This is a genomic window from Alkalibacterium psychrotolerans, from assembly GCF_054784355.1.
The window spans coordinates 127,552-149,699 of the sequence record NZ_BAAGPH010000034.1; the positions used below are offsets into that span (position 1 = coordinate 127,552).

Annotated in this window: 19 protein-coding genes and 1 other annotated feature; of the genes, 18 read left to right on the forward strand and 1 reads right to left on the reverse strand. The window is 44.0% G+C overall.

All coding sequences use genetic code 11. From position 1 onward, the window contains the following. Nucleotides 1-316: 316 nt before the first annotated feature. The 8 genes from ACYVLS_RS06250 to ACYVLS_RS06285 all read left to right on the forward strand — a co-directional run bounded on the left by ACYVLS_RS06250 (nucleotide 317) and on the right by ACYVLS_RS06285 (nucleotide 8,178). The gene (locus ACYVLS_RS06250; RefSeq protein ID WP_460322521.1) at nucleotides 317-1,357 is read left to right on the forward strand and encodes an NAD(P)/FAD-dependent oxidoreductase; all 1,041 of its coding nucleotides are present in this window, start codon (nucleotides 317-319) and stop codon (nucleotides 1,355-1,357) included. A 20-nt stretch (nucleotides 1,358-1,377) separates the two neighbouring features. Next, nucleotides 1,378-2,436, forward strand: a complete 1,059-nt coding sequence (locus ACYVLS_RS06255; RefSeq protein WP_460322523.1) for a FecCD family ABC transporter permease — start codon at nucleotides 1,378-1,380, stop codon at nucleotides 2,434-2,436. A 3-nt stretch (nucleotides 2,437-2,439) separates the two neighbouring features. Continuing rightward, a complete protein-coding gene (locus ACYVLS_RS06260) occupies nucleotides 2,440-3,492 on the forward strand; it encodes a FecCD family ABC transporter permease (protein WP_460322525.1) in 1,053 nt (350 codons plus the stop codon). 13 nt (nucleotides 3,493-3,505) lie between these two features. Then, nucleotides 3,506-4,453: an ABC transporter substrate-binding protein gene (locus tag ACYVLS_RS06265; protein WP_460322528.1), complete on the forward strand. Its 948-nt coding sequence runs from the start codon at nucleotides 3,506-3,508 to the stop codon at nucleotides 4,451-4,453. 37 nt (nucleotides 4,454-4,490) lie between these two features. Next, nucleotides 4,491-5,273, forward strand: a complete 783-nt coding sequence (locus ACYVLS_RS06270; protein ID WP_460322531.1) for an ABC transporter ATP-binding protein — start codon at nucleotides 4,491-4,493, stop codon at nucleotides 5,271-5,273. Nucleotides 5,274-5,372: 99 nt separating this feature from the next. Next, nucleotides 5,373-6,026 carry an SDR family oxidoreductase gene (locus ACYVLS_RS06275; protein ID WP_460322534.1) on the forward strand — a complete coding sequence of 218 codons (654 nt, stop codon included), beginning with the start codon at nucleotides 5,373-5,375 and terminating at the stop codon, nucleotides 6,024-6,026. A 178-nt stretch (nucleotides 6,027-6,204) separates the two neighbouring features. Continuing rightward, nucleotides 6,205-6,978: an SDR family NAD(P)-dependent oxidoreductase gene (locus ACYVLS_RS06280; protein WP_460322537.1), complete on the forward strand. Its 774-nt coding sequence runs from the start codon at nucleotides 6,205-6,207 to the stop codon at nucleotides 6,976-6,978. 234 nt (nucleotides 6,979-7,212) lie between these two features. Continuing rightward, a complete protein-coding gene (locus ACYVLS_RS06285) occupies nucleotides 7,213-8,178 on the forward strand; it encodes a DUF1002 domain-containing protein (protein ID WP_460322539.1) in 966 nt (321 codons plus the stop codon). A 615-nt stretch (nucleotides 8,179-8,793) separates the two neighbouring features. Here ACYVLS_RS06285 and tyrS read toward each other — a convergent pair. Continuing rightward, nucleotides 8,794-10,059, reverse strand: coding sequence for a tyrosine--tRNA ligase (tyrS, locus tag ACYVLS_RS06290; RefSeq protein ID WP_460322542.1), 1,266 nt, complete (start codon nucleotides 10,057-10,059; stop codon nucleotides 8,794-8,796). Nucleotides 10,060-10,168: 109 nt separating this feature from the next. Next, nucleotides 10,169-10,364 (reverse strand) — a binding site (T-box leader). Nucleotides 10,365-10,549: 185 nt separating this feature from the next. On the opposite strand from tyrS, the gene ACYVLS_RS06295 reads away from it, so the two are divergent. From ACYVLS_RS06295 to ACYVLS_RS06340, 10 genes are all read left to right on the forward strand, one after another. After that, the gene (locus ACYVLS_RS06295; protein WP_460322544.1) at nucleotides 10,550-12,961 is read left to right on the forward strand and encodes a glycoside hydrolase family 31 protein; all 2,412 of its coding nucleotides are present in this window, start codon (nucleotides 10,550-10,552) and stop codon (nucleotides 12,959-12,961) included. A gap of 162 nt (nucleotides 12,962-13,123) precedes the next feature. Beyond that, nucleotides 13,124-13,948: a Cof-type HAD-IIB family hydrolase gene (locus ACYVLS_RS06300; RefSeq protein WP_460322547.1), complete on the forward strand. Its 825-nt coding sequence runs from the start codon at nucleotides 13,124-13,126 to the stop codon at nucleotides 13,946-13,948. A 99-nt stretch (nucleotides 13,949-14,047) separates the two neighbouring features. Beyond that, complete coding sequence (gene metG / locus ACYVLS_RS06305) at nucleotides 14,048-16,078, forward strand: methionine--tRNA ligase (protein ID WP_460322549.1); 2,031 nt, start codon at nucleotides 14,048-14,050, stop codon at nucleotides 16,076-16,078. Between the two features lie 133 nt (nucleotides 16,079-16,211). Next, nucleotides 16,212-16,982 (forward strand): TatD family hydrolase, encoded by a 771-nt coding sequence (locus ACYVLS_RS06310; protein ID WP_460322635.1) that lies wholly within the window; start codon nucleotides 16,212-16,214, stop codon nucleotides 16,980-16,982. A gap of 4 nt (nucleotides 16,983-16,986) precedes the next feature. After that, nucleotides 16,987-17,562: a ribonuclease M5 gene (rnmV, locus tag ACYVLS_RS06315; RefSeq protein WP_460322551.1), complete on the forward strand. Its 576-nt coding sequence runs from the start codon at nucleotides 16,987-16,989 to the stop codon at nucleotides 17,560-17,562. Then, nucleotides 17,549-18,451: a 16S rRNA (adenine(1518)-N(6)/adenine(1519)-N(6))-dimethyltransferase RsmA gene (gene rsmA, locus ACYVLS_RS06320; protein ID WP_460322553.1), complete on the forward strand. Its 903-nt coding sequence runs from the start codon at nucleotides 17,549-17,551 to the stop codon at nucleotides 18,449-18,451. Before rnmV ends, rsmA begins: the two co-directional genes overlap by 14 nt. Nucleotides 18,452-18,810: 359 nt before the next feature. Beyond that, nucleotides 18,811-19,065, forward strand: a complete 255-nt coding sequence (locus ACYVLS_RS06325) for a Veg family protein (protein WP_460322556.1) — start codon at nucleotides 18,811-18,813, stop codon at nucleotides 19,063-19,065. 140 nt (nucleotides 19,066-19,205) lie between these two features. Then, a complete protein-coding gene (gene ispE / locus ACYVLS_RS06330; RefSeq protein ID WP_460322558.1) occupies nucleotides 19,206-20,054 on the forward strand; it encodes a 4-(cytidine 5'-diphospho)-2-C-methyl-D-erythritol kinase in 849 nt (282 codons plus the stop codon). A gap of 134 nt (nucleotides 20,055-20,188) precedes the next feature. Beyond that, complete coding sequence (locus tag ACYVLS_RS06335; protein ID WP_460322561.1) at nucleotides 20,189-20,716, forward strand: hypothetical protein; 528 nt, start codon at nucleotides 20,189-20,191, stop codon at nucleotides 20,714-20,716. Between the two features lie 122 nt (nucleotides 20,717-20,838). Further along, complete coding sequence (locus ACYVLS_RS06340) at nucleotides 20,839-22,065, forward strand: metal ABC transporter solute-binding protein, Zn/Mn family (RefSeq protein WP_460322563.1); 1,227 nt, start codon at nucleotides 20,839-20,841, stop codon at nucleotides 22,063-22,065. Nucleotides 22,066-22,148: the final 83 nt, after the last annotated feature.

A 22,148-nucleotide genomic window follows, 5' to 3' on the forward strand; every position in this document is an offset into this window, starting at 1 on the left:
TACCTTGCACTAATAATTTAATCAGTAAAGCTGGGCCGTTAAAAAATGGCTCAGCTTTTTCTATTACAGGGATTTGAGCAGGCTAGAGAGAATCTGACATAATAAAGAAGCTTTGCAGCAACTTTCTAAGGGATTTGAAAGAGCCAGCGCAATGTGTTTTAAAAACTATTTTAAAATTGTTATGAGTTTAATTTATCGGATACTCCAGCCAGTGGTTAGCGCTTTCGAAAGCAAGGCTAGCTTGACATAGGGCTTTGTGAATGGTATAACTTATATGATAGTGATAATCATTCTCAATTAATAAAAGAGGGGTTAAATGAATACAGAGAACCTGACAGATTGTACAATTATCGGTGGTGGACCAGCAGGCTTATATGCGGCGTTTTATGCGGGCATGCGTGACTTGTCTGTTCGGATAATCGAAGTCAAAGAGAAACTTGGTGGAAAATTGCATTTCTATCCCGAAAAAAGAATTTGGGATATTGGCGGGATGCCACCGACCTTAGGTGAAGACGTGATGCGCCAGTTAACTGAACAGGGCCAGACTTTTCGACCGGAAATTAATTTGAACAAAAAGGTTACCGACATAAAGAAAATAAATGATTACTTATTCAAAGTCATCAGTCTGACCGGCGAAGAATTCTACAGCCGATCAGTCATTATAGCAACGGGTGGCGGGATTGTTTCACCAAAGAAACTGACAGCTAACCGAGGACGAGTATTTAATCAGCAAAATGTTCATTACACCATTAGTCGCCTGAGTATGTTTAAAGACAGAAAAGTAGTGATTGTCGGCGGGGGAAACTCGGCTATTGACTGGGCAAATGAGCTGATAGACTATGCCGGGGAGCTTCACCTGATACACAGAAGTGATACGTTTCGTGCGCATGAATCGCAGCTCCGCCAGTTAAAAGAATCGAGTGTACATATACATTCCTATACTTCGATTGAAGACATGCAGTTGAGTGAGGGTTCAGAAAGGGTTCAGGGTATAGCTGTCAAAAACAGCCAGACAAATCAGATGTATACCATTGACTGTGATGATTTGATTGTCAATATTGGCTTTGATGCAGAACCGAATTTTCACCAGGCAAAAGAAACAAAGCTTCTATTAAAAGACGATTACTATATTCAGGGCAACAGTCAGACGCAAACCTCAGTTGAGGGGATGTATGCTGTTGGAGATATTGTTGACTATGAGGGCAAAGTCAGACTGATAGCCGGCGCGTTTAATGACGCAGTCAATGCGGTTAATCAGGTAAAAAGCTATCTGAATCCTGAGGCAGCCTTGCCGACAGTCATGTCGTCCTTTCATAAAGAACTGCAGAGCAGAGAACACGACTTGGATTCAGACTAATCAGAGAAAAGAGTATGGATATGGAGCAGATACGAAAAAATCAGTTAACTAAAAAGGAGACTCAGAAACGACTGCTCAAACGATTGAGTGCTCCGCACCCGACTGCTTTAATTCTTATCCTAAGCATAGCTGTACTGATAATAGTGATGCTACTGTCTTTATCAATCGGTGCGGCTTCAATCAGCTGGGAAACGGTTGCTGATTCCTTTCTTTCATTTGATGAAACCAATACTAGTCATTTGATTCTAAGAGACTTGCGTGTGCCGCGCGTTTTGGCTGCGGCTCTCGTTGGGGCATTCCTGGCAGTATCTGGTGTAATTATGCAGGCATTGACGTTGAACCCGTTGGCATCCCCTTCAATAATGGGAGTGACGTCCGGATCAGCCTTTATGATGGCTCTCGCTTTTGCATTCTATCCTCAGTCTAATTATTTTCAGCTGATTGTCTGGTCCTTTGCAGGAGCAGCCTTGGGAGCAGGTATGGTGTTTCTGATAGGGTCTTTCAGTAAAAGAGGTCTGACACCGGTTAAACTGGCACTGGCTGGAGCAGCTGTCAGTGCCTTGCTTCAGTCCTTGTCGACCATTATTGCTCTTCATTTCAATGTGGCCAGAGATATAACCTTTTGGTACGCAGGCGGAGTGGCAGGTGTGCGAATGGAAACGGTGCGTATAGCCGGTTTACTTGCTGCCGGTGCATTAATTGCTGCTTTCATGCTCTCCCGATCTCTGACAATTATGGGACTGGGTGAAGAGATGGCTCGGGGCTTGGGCGTTAAAATTGGACGACTTAAACTCTTATCCACTCTGATTGTGCTCCTGCTTACCGGGGCAGCCGTATCAATTGCCGGCACAGTCGGCTTTATCGGACTGGTTATTCCGCATATTTCTAAAAAAGTGATGGGGATGGATTACCGCTGGGTCCTGCCAAGCTCAGCCGTTTTTGGAGCGCTGCTTCTAGTGATAGCCGATATTGCGGCGCGTACTATAAATATTCCTTACGAGACACCAGTTGGAGCATTGACCGCTCTTATAGGTGTGCCGTTCTTCCTCTTTTTGGCACGTAAAGAAGGGAGAGGGTGAGAGATGCATAAGCAACAGACAAAAATCGAATACTCCCCTTATCAGGACAAAGCTTACAAAAGAACAGTCTACTTGCTTTTGTTTCTGCTGGTGCTGATTGTCTTATCTGTATTAGTCAGTCTAGGATCCGGGCACCTGACATTAACCCTGCCAGATATCATTCGAACGGTCAGGGGAGAGGGAATAGATGCACACAGACTTCTGCTGTACCAGTTCAGATTGCCGCGAACGGTTCTCGCACTACTGGTTGGTGCCGGAATGGCAAGCGCCGGAGCCGTCTTTCAAGGCGTTACAGAAAATGGTTTGGCCGATCCTGGCATAATAGGTATTCATTCCGGTTCAGGGTTTTTTGTTGTTCTGTTTCTTTACCTGACGTCTCTTAATGACACTGCTGTACCTGTCTGGGCGGATAGAGGGCTACCGTTCATTGCTTTTTTAGGTGGACTGACTGCAGCTGCCATGATTTATTTGCTAGCCTGGAAGAAAGGGGTCACCCCAGTCCGGCTGGTTCTAGTTGGTATTGGTATTAACTCGGGTTTTGCTGCCGCTTTGATGCTGGTGCAACTGCGCATGAGCGAAAGTGACTTTAACCGTGCGATAACCTGGCTGTCCGGCTCCATATGGAATGCGTCGTGGCCAACAGTTCTGAGGCTGCTTCCCTGGTTCCTTATCTTTTTCCCGCTGGCTCTTTATAAAGCTAGAGTACTGTCCATCATGCAGCTTGGAGAAGAAATGGCGGTCGGGTTAGGCAGTTCGATTCAAAAAGAAAGACTGATATTGCTTGTCTTGGGAGTGGCGCTGGCCGCATCCAGTGTGGCAGCCGCCGGGGGCATTGCTTTTGTCGGACTGGTCGCTCCGCATCTGGCACGCAGACTAGTTGGAGGTAAATTTCAGCGGCTGATACCCGTATCCGCCTGCATCGGTGCACTGCTGATTAGTTTATCAGACAGCATTGCTAGAAGTGTACTTGCCCCTTCGGAAATTCCCGTAGGACTTATTGTCGCCGTTATCGGCGCACCTTACTTTATTTACTTACTGATTACAATTAAAGAATAATGGAGGAACAAGAATGAAAAAAATGATGATTGGTGCCCTGACGCTGTCTTTAACGTTAGCGGCTTGTACAACTGAAACTGACGAACAGGAAAATGGGACGTTGACAGAAGAAGAAACAGTTGAAACAGAAGAAGGGCCGCGCGTCATGACTGACGGAGCAGGGAATGAAGTTGAGATCCCAGAGAATCCTGATGCGATTATTGCGTCTTATCTTGAAGACTACCTGGTTGCTCTGGATGTCACACCTGCTGCTCAGTGGTCTATTGGAGACGGAGAAGGGGTCCAGTTTTATCTGCAGGATGAGTTAGGTGACGTGCCGACTATTCCTTATGATTTGCCTTATGAGTCGGTTCTTGAATATGAGCCGGATCTAATTATCATCCGTGATCAAGTCGAACAGGATATGCTTGAACAATATCAGCAGATTGCGCCTACCTATGTTATGAACGCCAGTCCAGCAGACTGGAGAGAATCGCTTTTGGAATTAGGAGCTATACTGGATAAGGAAGATGAAGCGAATGAAGTCATGGATTCTTACGATGCACGTGCCGAAGAGACTGCAGAAATGGTATCTGAGGTAGCTGATGGAGAAACAGCTGCAGCTATCTGGATGATTGACACGACGCTCTTTGTTGTTCACCCAGAACGTTCGAGTGGAGCAGTCTTGTATGGAGACGCCGGTTTTGAACTGCCGGCTGTACTGAATGACTTATCTGATGAAGCCGATTGGGCATCCATCTCACTGGAAGAACTGGCTGAAATGGATGTAGATCACTTGTTTCTGATTTCGGATGACGAGGAACCGGCACTGACTGAGGAGCGTTTGTGGCAGAACATTCCTGCTGTGGAGAACAACAACGTTTATACCTTTGACTCCCAGTCAGCCTGGTTGTACTATGGTCCAATAGCCAATGAACAGGTTCTTGGGTTTATTGAAGACAGTCTCGAAACAGCCGATTAATCCGGCTTGAATTTTTGAAATGAAGGAGGGAAGTACAGTGTCGCGTATCGTAACTGATGACCTTAAAGTAGGGTATGGAAAAGAACTGATTGTTGACGGGTTGAATCTGACGATACCGGATTCCAAAATCACCTGCATTATCGGGCCGAATGGGTGTGGCAAGTCAACGATTCTTAAAACAATCGCCCGTATTTTAAAGCCGGCAGGTGGCGCTGTACTTCTTGACGGTAAAGCGATTCATTCCCAGCCGACAAAAGTAATTGCCCAGAAAGTGGCTATACTCGCACAGTCTCCGCATACGCCTGAGGAAATGACAGTAAAGGATTTGGTTTCCTACGGACGTGCGCCTTATCAGAAAGGTTTTGGACAACTGACCAACAAGGACTGGGAAATGGTTCACTGGGCACTGGAAGAGACCAACCTGCTGGAGTTTGCTGACCGCTACGTTCATTCCTTATCCGGTGGGCAGCGGCAGCGGGTCTGGATTGCTATGGCACTGGCGCAGGACACAGATATACTTCTGCTGGATGAGCCGACCACTTATCTGGATCTGGCGCATCAGCTGGATGTTCTCCAAGTATTGGAGAAGTTGAACAAAAAGCAGAACAAAACGATTGTCATGGTGCTGCATGACTTGAACCACGCTGCTCGTTTTTCAGATTATCTGATAGCTTTGAGAGACGGTCAGATTGTTAAGGCGGGGGAACCGTCAGAAGTTATGACGAATAGTGTGCTTAGACAAGTGTTTGATATTGATGCAAAAATAGTTCAGGACCCGCATACGCATAAGCCTGCCTGCCTGACCTACCACTTATTATAATTTACAGACACACTCCTGAGGAAAAAGCATTTTCTTGGTAGTTGTGTCTTTTTTTTGATACTGTTTAGAAAGAGACATCACTATTAAGGAGTGACTTTAATGAACGTATTAATTGTTGGAGCAAATGGTCAAATTGGACAGCACTTAGTTGACGAACTGAAAGAAGGCGGCCAGCACACACCGATTGCCTTTGTCAGAAAAGATGAGCAGGTCAAAGCCTTCGAAGAGAAGGGAATCGAAGCGAGATTAGGAAACCTTGAAGACAGTGTCGATGAAATTGGAAAGAGTATGACAAATATCGACGCCGTGGTATTCACAGCCGGCTCAGGAGGCGGGACCGGTTATGATAAAACACTGCTGATTGATCTGGACGGTGCAGTTAAAGTAATGGAGGCTGCTGAAGCAAACGGAATTGATCGGTTTGTCATTGTCAGTGCCTTCAATGCAGACAACCGTGAAAAATGGAGTGGGGAAATCAAGCCTTATTATGTTGCCAAGCATTATGCTGACAAATGGCTGATGAGTTCTAATCTGAACTATACCGTTGTTCGTCCCGGTGCATTGGAAAACGAAGACTCCATCGGTAAAATCAGAGCAGAAGACGGTATAACTAATCCAGAGACACGCAGCATTCCACGTGTTGATGTAGCTAAAGTAGTAGTGCATTGTCTGGATAATGAAAATACCCATAAAAAAGCATTTGATTTGGTAACCGGCGAAGATGACATTAAGGAAGCGTTGAATAAGATTTAAATCGCTGACGAATTAAACAAGAGAATGTCCGGTGGCCGCCGGGCATTTTTTGTGGTTACTTTTTTAGTAGAGGGTATTGAAAACAACAAAGAAAACGGTTACAATAAAGTTAGTGAAAAAATTATTAAGGAGGATAGTGGGCAGTCTGAACAAAAATAATTCTTTAAGGTGGGATGGTATGACAAAACGTTTAGAAGGAAAAGTGGCGTTAATTACCGGCGGTGGAGCTGGTATAGGCAAAGAAACAGCCAAGTTGTTCCTGAATGAAGGCGCAAAAGTGTCCATAGTCGATATCAATAGTGAAGATCTTAAGAATGCCGAATCAGAATTAAGTGAATTTGGTGAAGTATTGAGTGTTCAGGCAGATGTATCCGATGAAGAAGCAGTTAAAAACTATGTGGGGAAAACTGTGGAGAAATTTGGAACCATCGATGTCTTCTTTAACAACGCAGGGATTGAAGGAAAAGTTGCGCCAATCATTAATCACGATGTTAAGGATTTAGATAAGGTGATGGCCGTCAACGTTCGCGGCGTGTTTTTGGGAATGAAACATGTTTTACCGGTCATGATGGAACATAAGCAAGGCAGCATTATAAATATGTCCTCTGTTGCTGGCTTTATCGGTTCGCCCGGTGTTTCACCTTATGTTGCAAGCAAGCATGCTGTAATCGGACTGACCAAGTCTGTTGCTCTAGAAACAGCAGCTGAGGGTATTCGAGTCAATTCGGTTCATCCTTCACCTGTGAATACCCGCATGATGCGTTCGCTGGAACAAGGTTTTGATCCTGATAATGCAGACGCAGTGAAGGAAGGTCTGGAAAAAGATATTCCAATGCAGCGATACGGGGAGTCCGATGATATAGCAAAACTGGTGTTGTTCCTGGCTTCCGATGATTCTACATTTATTACTGGTGCCCAGTACCGTGTAGATGGTGGAATGGCTGCCAAATAACTTGAAAAGATACATTAAAAAGGGGGAAGAGTCAGCTGACATGTTCAGCTGGCTTTTTTGTTATGGGGTAAAATGTGAACTTTATACGGATGATTTCGTTTGTTTTATGTTAAGACCAACTAACTTATGTGTTGAAAAAGACTTTTCTGTTCGGGAAAAAAAGTTTAGATAATGGTATACTATAGTCGGAAGCGTGAATTGCTTTCTTTTACAATTAGAAGGAGAGAAACTATAATGAAGAATTTATTTAAACGAATGCTGACAGGCGGTATTGCCCTGTCGACAGTCGCCATGCTGTCAGTCAATGGAGTAGCCGCATCTGAAGGCATCGATACCAGTGTTGTGAATGAAGCCTGGGGACTCCCGACTTATGTATACGGCGGGGGACTGAATGACGCACAGATAGAAGAAACAGCCGACCTCTTAGGCATTGACAGTATGGATAATGTAGCAAGTGTGGCCGTAACGGGTGAGGACTTGCAGAACTATCTTGGGACGGGGTCAGGAAATACAGCTAGCATGATTTCATCAGTCCTCGTGCAGCGTGAAAGCGAAGGCCACGGGGTTGATGTCATCAATGAAACACCGGATAACATCACTCAAATTACAGAAGAACAGTACACCAATGCGGCTATCACAGCCGGGGTGGAAGATGTGACAATTATGGTGGCAAGTATCCGTCCGGTAACAGGTGAAAGTGCGCTGACTGGTATCTACAAGGCCTTTGACGTAAACGGAGAAGATTTGGACCAGGACCGAATGGAAGTAGCCCAGGAGGAACTGGAAACCACGAATGAGATTGCCCAGGAAAATGCGGACGAGGAAGACTTTGACACAAACCGTTTTGACCAGGCGATTGTAGAAATCAAACAGCAGCTGGCTGATTTGAGAGAACGTCAGGATGAACTGGCAACAAGAGAGGAAATTGAAGAAATCATCAATGATGCACTGGCAAACAACAATCTTCAGAACGTTATTTCTCAAGACCAGATTGACCGCCTGCTTGCCTTTTTCGAACGCTATCAGCAGACGGGTGCCATTGATTCAGCGCAAGTAAGAGAGCAGCTGGAACAGCTATCCGGCAATCTCCGCGACCGTTTCGGCGATGCCTGGCAGCAGGCCGAAGACAGTGGCCTGCTTGATCAAATTGGTAACTTTTTCAGACAACTCTGGGAAGCAATTACCGGACTGTTTAACTGATAATTAAATAGAAAAGAACAAAGGCCTTTGACTTTGCTGACTATTGAGAAATAACTCAATAAAGCAGACTCAAAGGCTTTTTTGATTGTAAGATTTGAGGCACTCAAATCTTACCTCTGTAAAGGGCTTTAAGAAGGAAGAAAGATGGGACATCTTTCAACATTCTTCAGGGTTCGGTATACTCAAAGGTCGAGAGTATACGAGCTAGCCGAAAAAGCGAAAAATTGGGTAAAGTGAAGAGAGGGTTTTCCATGAGTTTGACTAAGAAGGTCCGCTTTAGGTAAAGTGAGTGAATCATGCAGCGTGAGTTTACCCAAGTGGTATCAAGTTCGGCAAAGTGAAGAAAAAACGGCAGCCGAGTCTGCTATAGATTAAGCAACTTAAGTAAAGTGAAGCGATTCAGGTCTGGAGTTTACCCAAGGAACCGCGCCTTCGGCATACTGAAGCACTGCAGACTGTTGAGCAGGCTGAACAAGCCGCTTCTTCGGCAAGCTGAATACTCCTGACACGGTGAGCTTGCCGAACAATGAACAACTCAAATAATAAGAGAAAAACTGAAAAAGAGATACCAGCCCATAAGCCGACATCTCTTCTCATATTAAAAGTACGTCCCGATTAAACCAGGTTGATTAGGAAATATTTTTTCTTCCCTTTGCGTACAATAATAAAGCGGTCATCAAAGCTGTCTTTCTCGCTGACAACATAATCGACATCTTTAACTTGAATGCCTTTCAGACGAATGGCACCATTTTTAATGTCTTCGCGTGCTTGTCTGCGTGAAGGCTCGATTCCAGTCACATCAACCAGCAGTTCCACCAGGTTGTGTTCCCCTTTAGCTGCTTCAGAAGAAGGTACATCCTTAAAGGTCGAACCAATCTGGTCAGCTGTCAGGTTCTGAATGTCTCCCGAAAACAGGGCTTGAGAAATACTGATGGCTTCATCCAAAGCTTCCTGACTGTGGACGAAACGCGTCATTTCTTCAGCCAGTGCTTTTTGAGCGGCACGCTTATGTGGCTCTGTTTCGACTTGTTTCGCCAATTCATCAATCTCACCTTTGGAAAGGAAAGAGAAGTACTTCAGGTATTTAATAACATCGCGGTCATCCTGGTTGAACCAGAACTGGTAGAATTCGTAAGGGGTTGTCTTTTCAGGATCAAGCCAGATAGCTCCTTCGGCTGATTTTCCAAATTTTGTTCCGTCAGCTTTTAATAGCAGGGGAATAGTCAGACCAAAGGCTTTGGCTTCAGAGCCTTCTTTTTTACGAATCAAGTCAAGTCCCGCAGTGATGTTGCCCCACTGGTCAGAACCGCCAATCTGCAGTTGAACATCTTCATTCTGGAAAAGGTGAAGGAAGTCCACAGACTGAATAATTTGATAGCTGAACTCGGTAAAGGAGATACCCGTGTCGAGTCGGCTGGATACAACGTCTTTAGCCAGCATCGTATTGATATTGAATTCCTTCCCGTAATCACGCAGGAAATCCAAAAAGGACAAGCCGCTCAGCCAGTCGTAGTTGTTGACCAGTTTAATGCCGGACTCTTCGGAACCGGCTTTAAATAGCTTGCGCATCTGCGCACTCAATTTATCGGCATTCTCCATTATTTTATCCATTGTCTGGAGGGTACGCTCTGAATTGCGGCCACTCGGATCACCAATTGATCCTGTTCCGCCACCGATTAGGATGACCGGCTTATGACCAGCCAGCTGGAATCGTTTCAGAATCATGAAAGGAATTAAATGGCCCACATGCATGCTGTCTCCAGATGGATCAATCCCACAATACAAGGCAATGCTTTTCTCCTCGGTTAGTTCACGCAGGCCTTCTTCGTCGGTCTGCTGGTTAATGGCTCCGCGCCACTCTAATTCGCTTAATATACTCATAATAAATGCTCCTCTTTTTCAATTTTTTAGAATCTATCTAATTGTCGAAATCCTGTAGCTCCAGTTAATTTTGAATACAAAAAAAGCCCCGCAAAAAGCTTGTGCTTTCTGCCGGGACGAACATGCCGTGGTACCACCCAGATTGAAGCGGACTGTGCCACTTCCTCTTATCCCATAACGCCGGGACGCGTCTTTAAAGATAGCTCCAAGGTGTAATTCATGCTGCCAGCCCATACGAGTTTTCACCAGCCACTCGCTCTCTAAAATAGGTCAGACACACTACTTCGCCTGTTCATCGCTTGAATATTCTAAGAGTCAGTATAATTCAATACGGTTTAATAGTCAATTATTAATCCAATAAAGTCTTCAGGTGTTGCAATAAGATTGCCCATCTATTTTTTTGGAAATACTAATGGCTTCACACTACACTTTATTTTTTGGTATGCTAAACTATAGATAAGACAAGTTGTTAGTGAAAGGATGACTGCATTTGGTTAAACAAAGGAAAGAGACATTCAAGATGAATACTAATCCAAAAGCACCAGAAGAATCGTGTGTAACCTGGGGCAATTACCGATTCACTGTATTGACTCCGGCGATGATTCGTTTAGAGTATCATCCGGAAGGAAAGTTTGAAGATCAATCGACTCAAACGGTTTTAAACAGAAATTTTGAAACACCTGAATTTGAACTCAGAGAAACAGATGAATACATTGAAATTATAACCACGCACTCTCATTTAATGTTCTACAAAGAAGAGGGCGGCTTTACAAAACATAATCTGAATATTGAAGCGATTGGAAATTACAGCCTCTACCATAGCACCTGGTACTTTGGTGAAAAACCTGAGACGTTAAAAGGAACTGCCCGTACACTGGACTTTGCTGACGGCGCCATTGAACTGGAAGAAGGGCTGATGAGCCAAAACGGCTTCTCCGTGTTTGATGATAGTAAATCGATGCATCTGACTGAAGACGGCTGGGTAAAAAAACGCTCACCTAATCTAGTCGATATGTATTTCCTAGGTTATGGCCGGGACTATTTAGGTGCACTGAAAGATTACCACTACCTGACAGGGAAAACACCATTATTGCCGCGGTATGCATTAGGTAACTGGTGGAGCCGCTATTATGCCTACACTCAGGAAGGCTACAAAAACCTGATGAAGGAATTCCAGGCACGCTCTATTCCATTTTCCGTTGCCGTCATCGATATGGACTGGCATGTGACCGATGTGCCGTCCGAGTACGGCTCTGGCTGGACAGGCTATACATGGAACAAAGAGTTATTCCCGGATCCGGAGGGCTTCTTATCCTGGCTGCACGAAAATGGTATGCGCACAACCTTGAATCTTCACCCGGCAAACGGCGTACAACCTTATGAGGAAATGTATGAACCGATGGCAAAAGAATTAGGCGTGAATGTGGAACAGGAAGAGCCGATTGAATTTGATATTGCCGATCAGGACTTTTTAAATGCCTATTTTGAATACCTGCACCACCCGCATGAAGAAATTGGTGTGGACTTCTGGTGGATAGACTGGCAGCAGGGCAGTGTCACGAAAGTGGAAGGACTGGACCCCTTGTGGATGCTCAACCACTATCATTTCCTGGACCATGCGCGTGATGACAACCGCGGACTGATTTTCTCCCGTTATGCCGGTTTAGGCTCGCACCGTTACCCGATTGGCTTTTCCGGTGATACGGCTGCGACTTGGGATTCCCTGGCTTTTCAGCCTTACTTTACTGCAACCGCAGCGAATGTCGGCTACAGCTGGTGGAGTCATGATATCGGCGGTCACATGGGTGGCATCAAGGATAATGAACTCTTTGTCCGCTGGGTACAGTTCGGTGTCTTTTCACCGATTAATAGACTGCACAGTCAGGATGGCGAGTTCAGCGGTAAAGAGCCATGGCGTTATGGCCAGAAAGCTGACCGTATTGTTACGGACTTTATGCAGCTGCGTCACAGATTAGTGCCGTACTTGTATACGATGAATGTCATCAACTATCAGGATGATTTCCCACTGGTTAGACCGATGTATTATCATTATCCGTGGAAAGATGAAGCGTACGATGTGCCAAATCAGTACTACTTTGGAACACAAATGATTGTGGCCCCGATAACTGAGCCCACACGCAACGATTTGCGTTTAGGAAAAGTCAAAGTATGGCTGCCTGAAGGTAAATGGGTAGACTTCTTCAATAACCGGTCATACGAAGGGGACCGCATGATAGATGTGTACAGACCGATGTCCACCTTCCCGGTATTTGTCAAAGCCGGTGGCATTGTGCCAATGGACCAGTCTGTTGAGAACAGCACGGATAATCCAAGTAAAATGGATCTTCGTATATACGCCGGTGATCATGGCAATTTCTCACTGTATGAAGATGACGGGTTAGGAAAAGGTCTTGAAGCAGTGACGACTAAGATGTCGCTGAAATGGAGAGAAGAAGACGAAGAATCCTCTATTTTCCGAATCCATAAACCGGAAGGAAACGTTGATGTTCTTCCCGAGAGACGCCAGTTCAATCTGTCTCTTGTCGGCTTTAAATGCAAGCAGATGCCTGAAGTCTGGGTCGACGATGAGAAAGTCGAGATAGACATTTCGAAAGAAGGAAAAGTCACCACTGTAGTTATTCCAGAACAGGCTACGGATGTCAGCTATACTATCTACTTCAGAGGCGTGGAGTTGCGTAAGAATGATATGCATGGTGAACTCTTCCGCTTCCTGGATAGAGCTCAGATTGAAGCGCATGTCAAAGAGAAAATCTTTACGACCATAGTAAAAGGACGGACAAGTGCCCGAGTCATCAGTGCACTGCTGGCGCTGGATATTGATCCGGACTTGATGGATGCCATCAGTGAAATTGTCTGGGCCAATCCCGATGACGTAGAATAATTTGGAAGACTTTTAAGGAAAGAGAAGAGTTCATTTCACCTTTACAGACTTTTAACAGTCCCGTAAAGAAAAAGGACTACTTTTCTTTCCTTTTTCATATGTAGTGAAGCGAATACATGATACAATTATAAAAGAGTAAACAAAGAAAGTGAGTAGTCACCTATGACTAAAATTGTATTTTTTGATATTGACGGAACACTGGTGAATAAAAGGAATACCATACCGGACTCAACTAAGCGTGCGGTAAAGCAACTCAAAGAAAATGGAGTGATTCCTGTGATTGCAACGGGAAGAGCGCCCCTGCTTATTGAAGAAATTAGGCAGGAACTGGAGATTGACAGTTACATTGCTATGAATGGTCAGCTGGTTATGCATAACGGACAGGTTATATTCCACAATCCTATCCAGACGGATACAGTCAACCGACTGACTGATAAGGCAGTCAATCAGAAGAACGGCATCATCCTCTGCGGCGCCAAGGATATTTACAGTAACTCGATTGTATCACTGGCAAAACGGAGTTCAGTGTGGTCTATTCTGAAAGGGTTGGGGAAAATTATTCCCGGACATCTTCAGCTGTCCCTCTTTAAAAAACTAATCAGAAAACCGCCTAACCCGAAACAGTATGCAGGCAAGCCGATTTATCAAGTCATTCTGGAAACATCAATGGATGAGGAAAAGGCTTATAAAGAGGCATTTCCTGAACTTCATTTTGCCCGATCAAACCACTATACGGTTGATATCATCAGCACGGATATTTCCAAAGCGACAGGCATAGAGGTGTTTCTGAAAGAGCTGGGAATCAGTCAGAGCGAAACGTACGGCTTCGGAGACAGTCCCAATGACCTGGAAATGCTTGACTATGTTCAGACTGGAGTGGCGATGGACAACGGCTGGGATTCCGTCAAGGCAGTGGCTGACTATGTCACGGCTTCAGTAGACGAAGATGGCATTGAAAAAGGACTCAAACACTTCAACTTGATATAAGAACTTTTTGAACCAATAGACCTGTGGTATACTTTACAGGTTATAGCTTGCAACTAAGCTCAGATTATATAAGAAACAATTCTAAAGGAGGACCATCCGTTGTCTGAAAATAAGACATTTTATATTACAACACCCATTTATTATCCAAGCGGTAACCTGCATATCGGCAATGCCTATACGACCATTGCCTGTGATGTGATGGCCCGTTATAAGCGACTTAAAGGCTTTGAAACCTTTTACCTTACTGGAACCGATGAACACGGTCAGAAAATTGAAACAAAAGCTAAAGAATTGAACCAGACGCCGCAGGAATACGTGGACACTATGGCAGAAAGCATTGAGTCATTGTGGAACACGCTGGACATTTCTCATGATTTCTTTATTCGCACGACACAGCCTAAGCACAAAGAAGTAGTGGCTAAGATTTTCGAGAAACTGCTCGACCAAGGGGATATTTACCTTGGAGATTATGCCGGCTGGTACTCTGTTTCCGATGAAGAATTCTTCACTGAAACGCAGCTGACAGAAGTTTACCGTGACGCGGACGGCAATGTGACCGGAGGACTGGCACCGAGCGGGCACGAAGTGGAATGGGTCAAGGAAGAGTCCTATTTCTTTAATATGAGTAAATACGCAGACCGTCTGCTTCAGTATTATGAAGAACACGACGAATTTATTTTGCCGGAATCACGTAAAAAAGAAATGATTAATAACTTTATTAAACCAGGGCTGGAAGATTTGGCCGTATCCCGAACAACCTTTGACTGGGGCGTGCCGGTGCCTTCAAATCCCAAGCACGTGGTTTACGTGTGGATTGATGCCCTGACTAACTATATTACAGCATTGGGCTATGATCCTGATCTGGGCGGTTTTGAAGATCAGCCTGAACAGTTCAGAAAGTTCTGGCCAGCAGATGTGCATATGGTCGGAAAGGAAATTGTCCGTTTCCATACGATATACTGGCCGATTCTACTCATGGCACTTGACCTGCCATTGCCTAAGCAAGTCTTTGGACACGGCTGGCTTTTGATGAAAGACGGCAAGATGTCCAAATCTAAAGGCAATGTCATTTATCCTGAAAAACTGGTAGAGCGTTATGGCGTGGATGCTGTGCGTTATTATCTGATGCGCGAAGTCACATTCGGCAGTGATGGTGTCTTTACACCAGAAGATTTTGTATCCCGAATCAATTTTGATCTGGCAAACGACTTGGGTAACCTGCTGAACCGTACAGTAGCGATGATGAATAAGTACTTTGGTGGAGAAATCCCTGCTTATCAGGGCGATTTAAACACTTTTGATGAATCACTGAGACTGCAGGCCCTTGAAACGGTGAATGAATACGAAATGAGTATGGAGAGTATGCAGTTCAGTTCTGCCTTACAGTCTGTCTGGAAACTCATTTCCCGCACCAACAAATACATTGATGAAACAGAGCCATGGGTTCTGGTGAAAGATGAAGAAAAGAAAGCAGAACTGGGGAACGTCATGGTTCATCTGGCAGAGAGCCTGCGTGTGACCGCTGCACTGCTTCAGCCGATTCTGCTGCATACGTCATTGGCTATTGCTGAGCAGCTTGGCCTGGACGAAGAGGATATAGCGTTCGACGGTATTAACTTTGGTCAGTTCCCAACTGGAAAATCAGTTGTAGCGAAAGGTCAGCCTATTTTCCCAAGACTGGACGTCGAAAAAGAAGTTGAAGAAATCAAGAGCTGGATGGTTTCCAATGAAGAAGAGGAAGAATCTGAAGATGACTTTAATCCGGAAGACACGACGCTGACCTCTGTTAAAGAGAAAGAAATCAAGTATGACACCTTTGATAAAGTTGAGCTGAAAGTAGCTGAAGTCGTTGCTGTGGATAAGGTTGAGAATGCAGATAAACTGCTGAAATTCAGATTGGATGCTGGAGACGAAGGCGGACACCGCCAAATCTTGTCAGGTGTTGCTGAATTTTATCCGGATCCATCCGTCCTTGTGGGCAAGAAAGTGATTGTCGTGGCTAATCTGAAACCGAGAAAAATGCGTGGTCAGATCAGTCAGGGAATGATTTTGTCTGCAGAAGATGCGGAAGGCAATCTGTCTATCGTTGAAGCACCTGTGCATATGCCAAATGGTTCAATTGTAGCTTAGCATAACGAAGCGTGTAAAAGGCAATTCCAATAGAGCTGGAGAAGCAAAACGTCTCTGCTTTATTGGAATTTTTCTGTCTTATGGTGTATTCTAGACAAGATGAAGTCGAGTGAACAGAAAGGACAATGAACAGATGTTATTTGATACACATACTCATATTAATGTTGAACAGTTTAAAGGAGAAGAAGCTGAGGTTATCCAAAGGGCAAACGACCAGGGTGTCGATAGAATGGCTTTAGTGGGCTTTGATTACCCTACGATTGACAAGGCCCTGGAACTGGCCCATAACTATGAAGGAATTTATACGATTTTAGGCTGGCATCCGACTGAGTCCGCAAGCTACTGCGACGAAGTGGAAGAGAAGCTGTTCAAATTTCTGTCAGACAAAAGTGTCGTAGCTATGGGTGAGATGGGCCTGGATTACTATTGGGATACGGCGCCGAAAGCGGTCCAGCATGACGCATTCAGAAGACAAGTGAGAGTAGCCAAAGAACTCAATTTGCCTGTCAGCATTCATAATCGGGAAGCGACCGAAGATACTTATAAAATCTTAAAAGAAGAGCACGCAGGAGATACCGGCGGCATTATGCACAGCTTCAACCTTGACCCATACTGGATGGAAAAGTTCCTGGATATAGGCATGCATATTTCTTTTAATGGTATCGTAACATTCAATAATGCACCGGAAGTGAAAGAATCTGCAAAACAAGTCCCCTTTGATAAACTACTTGTTGAAACGGATGCCCCTTACCTGGCGCCGATGCCTAACCGAGGCAAGCGCAATGAACCCGCTTATGTCAGGTATGTTGCAGAAGAAGTGGCCCGCTTGCGAGAGGTATCTTTTGAAGAAGTAGCAGAACAGACGACGGCTAACGCGCTGGAACTGTTTAAACTGAAGGGGTAGGCTAGTGGAGAAAATTAAAGAAGTTATTGTAGTAGAAGGAAGAGACGACACTAAACGGCTTTCTTTGGCAGTGAACTGTGACACGATAGAAACAAGAGGTTCAGCTATTAATCAGGAGATACTGGACCAGATTGACCTGGCCAATCAGACAAGAGGGGTCATTGTATTTACTGACCCGGACGGTCCCGGTGAAGCGATTCGAAAAATCATTTCAAAAGAAGTGCCTGGCGTTAAGCATGCCTTTTTAACAAGAGACGAGGCACGCAGAAGAAGTGAGTCCAAAGAAAGTATCGGCATCGAGCATGCATCAGTCGCTGTTATTCGTAACGCTCTCAGTCAAGTAGTAGAAGAAAGAATGGAAACTGAACCGACTGTAAGCAAGCAGTTTCTGATCCAGCAAGACCTGATTGGTTCACCACAGTCCAAGGCATTGAGAGAAGCCTTGGGAGAGCAGTTGAGAATCGGTTACACCAACGGAAAGCAGCTGGAGAAGCGTTTGAATATGTTCGGCATTACAGAGGCAGAAGTGAGTGAGGCACTGACCAGCGTGAGAGAGGGAAGAGATAATGACAAGCTATAAAGATATTGCAACACCGATACGGACAAAAGAAATTCTGGAAAAGTACGGCTTGTCCGCCAAAAAGAGTCTGGGACAAAATTTTATTATCGATACAAATATTTTAAGCAAGATTGTAACGGCGGGTAACATCACTAATGAAACAACAGTTATAGAAGTGGGCCCGGGAATAGGTGCGTTGACTGAACAACTGGCCAAACGAGCGAAAAACGTCATTGCCTTTGAAATTGACGACCGCCTGCTTCCGGTGCTTGACGACACACTGTCGCCCTATCCCAATGTTGAAATCATTCATTCAGACGTTTTGAAAGTGGATCTGCATGCATTTGCAGAACAGCATTTGAAGGATGCCTCTGAAGTTGTTTTAGTGGCCAACCTGCCGTATTATATTACCACCCCGATTATCATGCGTTTTTTAGAATCTGGCATTCAGATGGACAAAATGGTGCTGATGATGCAGAAGGAAGTAGCCAGCAGGATTTCAGCATCGCCACGAACAAAAGCATACGGCTCACTCTCCATAGCCGTTCAGTACTATATGGATGCAGAAGTGGCCTTTACTGTGCCTAAAACGGTATTTGTACCTCAGCCGAATGTCGAATCAGCCATTATCAAGCTGACAAAGAAAACCGATTCAGATTACGACTTGAAAGATGAACAGTTATTTTTCAGACTAGTCCGCTCCGCATTTGTTCAAAGACGCAAAACACTGTGGAATAATCTACTGGTAGCTTTTGGAAAAGCGGAGACGACCAAGCAAAAACTGGAGTCGGCTCTTCAGACAGCTGACATTGATCCGAAAAGAAGAGGAGAAACCTTGTCTATCGAAGAGTTTGTCAAATTGGCTAATGCACTCTCAGAAGCAGGTATGGAGTTTAATCAGCCAAACTAGCAGTGGGAAACGAAAGCACTAATTATGCAGTCGATTGATTAATGGATAATCCTATTAAATTGGACTGAAACAACCTTCAGCGAACATAAATAGCCAGCAGGCACCTCAGATTCAGACTGACCAGTCAACTGAGGTGTTTTTTTATGCACAAAATAAAATCCGAACAATTCCGTCCATCTAAATGAGTGCTTTATAAGGAGTTGTGAAGAAACCATGAAATTTTTACCGTATTATAAGCACCTGTTAGCCTCACTTTATTTTAATCTTTACAGAAAAACCTATCTTTCTTTACAAATGAGCTTTCAACTTTCGTCTTTTTGTGTTATAGTATAGTTAATACTTTGTGAGGTGAATCGAACATGCCAACTACTTTAGCGAGCATCAAGAATACCTTGGACAGTCAAATTGGAAGAGAAATTAAATTGATTGCACAAGCGGGACGTAAGAAAACGACAGAACACAAAGGAATCTTAACCGAGACCTATCCGGCAATTTTTGTCGTGGAACTCGATCAGGACGAAAACGCAGTGGAGCGAGTGTCGTACAGTTATACCGATGTACTGACTCATTCAGTCACACTAGAGTTTGAAGAAGAAAGTGCAGTAGTTTCATAATTAAATAGTTAAGCTAGTAGTATAATAACTTTTATACTACTATTTTTGTGCCTTTTTCCCGTTTATAAAGGCTATTTTTTTATTTATAGGGCAAACTGTTCTACAATAGAATCAGGAACCTTTGATAAAGGAGGGAAGACATGGAAGAGATCGAAAAAGCGCCGGCTAAAATCAATTTGTGTCTGAATGTTTTAAATAAACGACCAGATAACTATCATGAGATGGAAATGATTATGACTCCCATTGATTTGACCGATCGTTTGAGTTTCTCGCTTGAGGACAAAGAAATAAGCATTGATTCCAACAGCTCATTTATGCCTCTGGACGAAAGAAATATCGTCTACAAGACAGCCGATTTACTTAGGAAAAAATATGGCATTCAAAAGGGTGTTTCGGTTTATATAGATAAAACCATCCCGATTGCTGCGGGTCTAGGTGGGGGAAGCAGTGACGCGGCAGCTGCCTTGAGAGCGTTGAACCGCTTGTGGAAGCTGAAGCTGTCTTTAAATGAGCTTGCTGCGGTTGGGGAAGAAATAGGAGCTGATGTACCTTTTTGCGTTTACAATCAGACGGCTTATGTGACTGGAAAAGGAGAACAGGTTCAGCCGATTCGTTCTTTTCCATTTGCCTGGGTCATCGTAGCTAAGCCACCTAAAGGCATATCCAGCTGGACAGTGTTTAAAAATCTGAATGTTTCAGCTCTTCCGGTTTATCCTGTAGATAAACTGCGACAGGCCATTGAAGACAATGACTTCAGCGCGTGCATTAAGTATACGGGTAACGCATTGGAAGCGGAGGCTGTAAAGCAAAATCCGCTGACAGGAGAATTGAAAAATAAAATACTGAATTTCGGGGCAGATACAGCTCTAATGAGCGGAACAGGCCCAACGGTGTATGGCTTAACTCAGAATTATAATAAAGCGAACAGAATAGTAAATGGCTTGAAAGGGTTTTGTAAGGATGTCTATCTTGTTAGAACAATGAAGTGAAGCCATTTCTAAAGGCACATTAAAAAAATGTGTCTTTTTTTGTTGACAGGGTTCAGGAAAGATGGTTTAATGTAAAACGTAACGATTACGATTTGCTTGAATCGTTTGTTTAACATACTTAGGAGGAATAGATGATGACTAACAAATGGATTAAACTTTCGGGTGTAGCTTTAATGAGTTTGTACTTAGCTGCCTGCGATACTGATGAAGAAGTAGTGGAAGATGACAGTACAGAAGTCGTTGAAGAAGAGGAAACAGACGAAACTGAAGAAGAAACTGAAGAATTAGAAGAGGAAAGCGATATGGATTCTGAAGACGAGGAAGCTGATTCGGATTTAGATGAAGATGCAGAGAGTGCCGACTCTGAAGAAACAGAAAGTATGCACGCAATGAGTATTGAAGGAATGGACCATCACTACCATACAGGAGCATTAGTCGAACTGACAGCTGTTCTTGAAGAAGACACAGATTATGATGACTGGCACTGGTATATAAGGGACAACGATGAGTCTGAATGGGAAATGATGCCTGATTATGCCTCAAATGAGCTGGTTATGGCAGCACCAGAAGAAACAGTTGAACTTCGCGCGGTACTCTATGATGATAATCACGAGATTTATGCTGAATCAGATCCGATTGAACTTGAAGTAGATAATCACTAATAGGATTTAAAGAAAGCGGCAAAATGCTTGCCGCTTTTTGAGTAGAAGGAGCTTGACTTTAGCAGTGTATACATGATATTTTATATACCGTAATCATTACGATTTAAAACAAGGAGTTACTTATGAAATTAACAAAAAAATACCTATGGCTGCCTGTTCTGCTCGTGCTGCTCGTCTTGAGCGCTTGTACAGACGAAAACAGTAATGAGGCAACAGGAGAGCAATTAACTATAATCACTTCTTTCTATCCAGTGTATGAATTCACTCAGCAGGTGGCTGGAGAAAAAGCGGATATTTCAATGATAATAGGTAGTGGTGTAGATCCTCACGGTTTTGAGCCGAGTGCTCAGAATATAGCTGATGCGACAAATGCGGACATGCTAGTCTACAGCAGTGAAGATATGGAATTCTGGATACCCAGCCTTCTTGACTCTGTTGAAAATGACGAGCTAGCAATCGTCCGTACAGCGGACGGACTTGAACGAGATAGCCATTTTGAGACACCAACCACTTTAGAAACAGTTGATTCATCAGATGTTGAATTAGTCAGTGATGTTCCGAAAGATGTCACGACTCTGGGCGTCGCTGCTCATTATCATAGCGGAGATCAGGTAACAGTTTTAGCTCAGTTCGATGAAGCAGAGAACTTTCAGTGGTATACACAGGAAGGTGATGGGGACTGGGAACTATCTGATGAAGCAGAAGGAGACAGGTTTGAATTTGAGACGGGAACTGAAGACTTCTATCTCCAAGTGCTAGCTCTGGATGCCGAGGGCAATGAACTTGCCCAATCTGAAGTTGAAGTGATTCACATCGATGACCATGAAGGTGAAGACCCGCATATCTGGCTGGACCCTGTTTTAGCACAGGATCAGGTTCGCCAGATTGAAGAGACCTTAATTGAAATAGACCCTGACAATGAAGCCTATTATTCGGAAAATGCCCAGACATTTATTGATGAGCTTCAGGCTCTTCATGAAGACTATGAAGAAGCCTTTGAGAATGCTGAAAATCGTACCTTTGTTGTACAGCATCAGGCGTTTGGCTATATTGCAGCCCGTTATAATCTAGAACAAGTGTCTATTGGAGGCTTGTCGACAGAAATTGAACCGAGCCCGTCTCGAATTGCGGAAATTAACAATCTGGTTAATGAAATAAATGCACCTGTCATTTATTATCAGCAGGGTGCCAATTCATCCATTGCTCAGACAGTAGCGAACGAAACAGACACAGAAACAGCGGTGCTTCATGATCTTGAAACGTTATCTGATGAATTAAGAGAAAATGACTTGGGTTACATTGAAGCGATGAGAGAGAATCTGGACGCATTAAAACTGAGTATCAATTGATAGAAATAAAAGAAGTGCCTGCAGTCAGGCACTTCTTTGTGTGTTAAATTAATGCCTAAATAGAACTGTTCAGGCTAATAGGA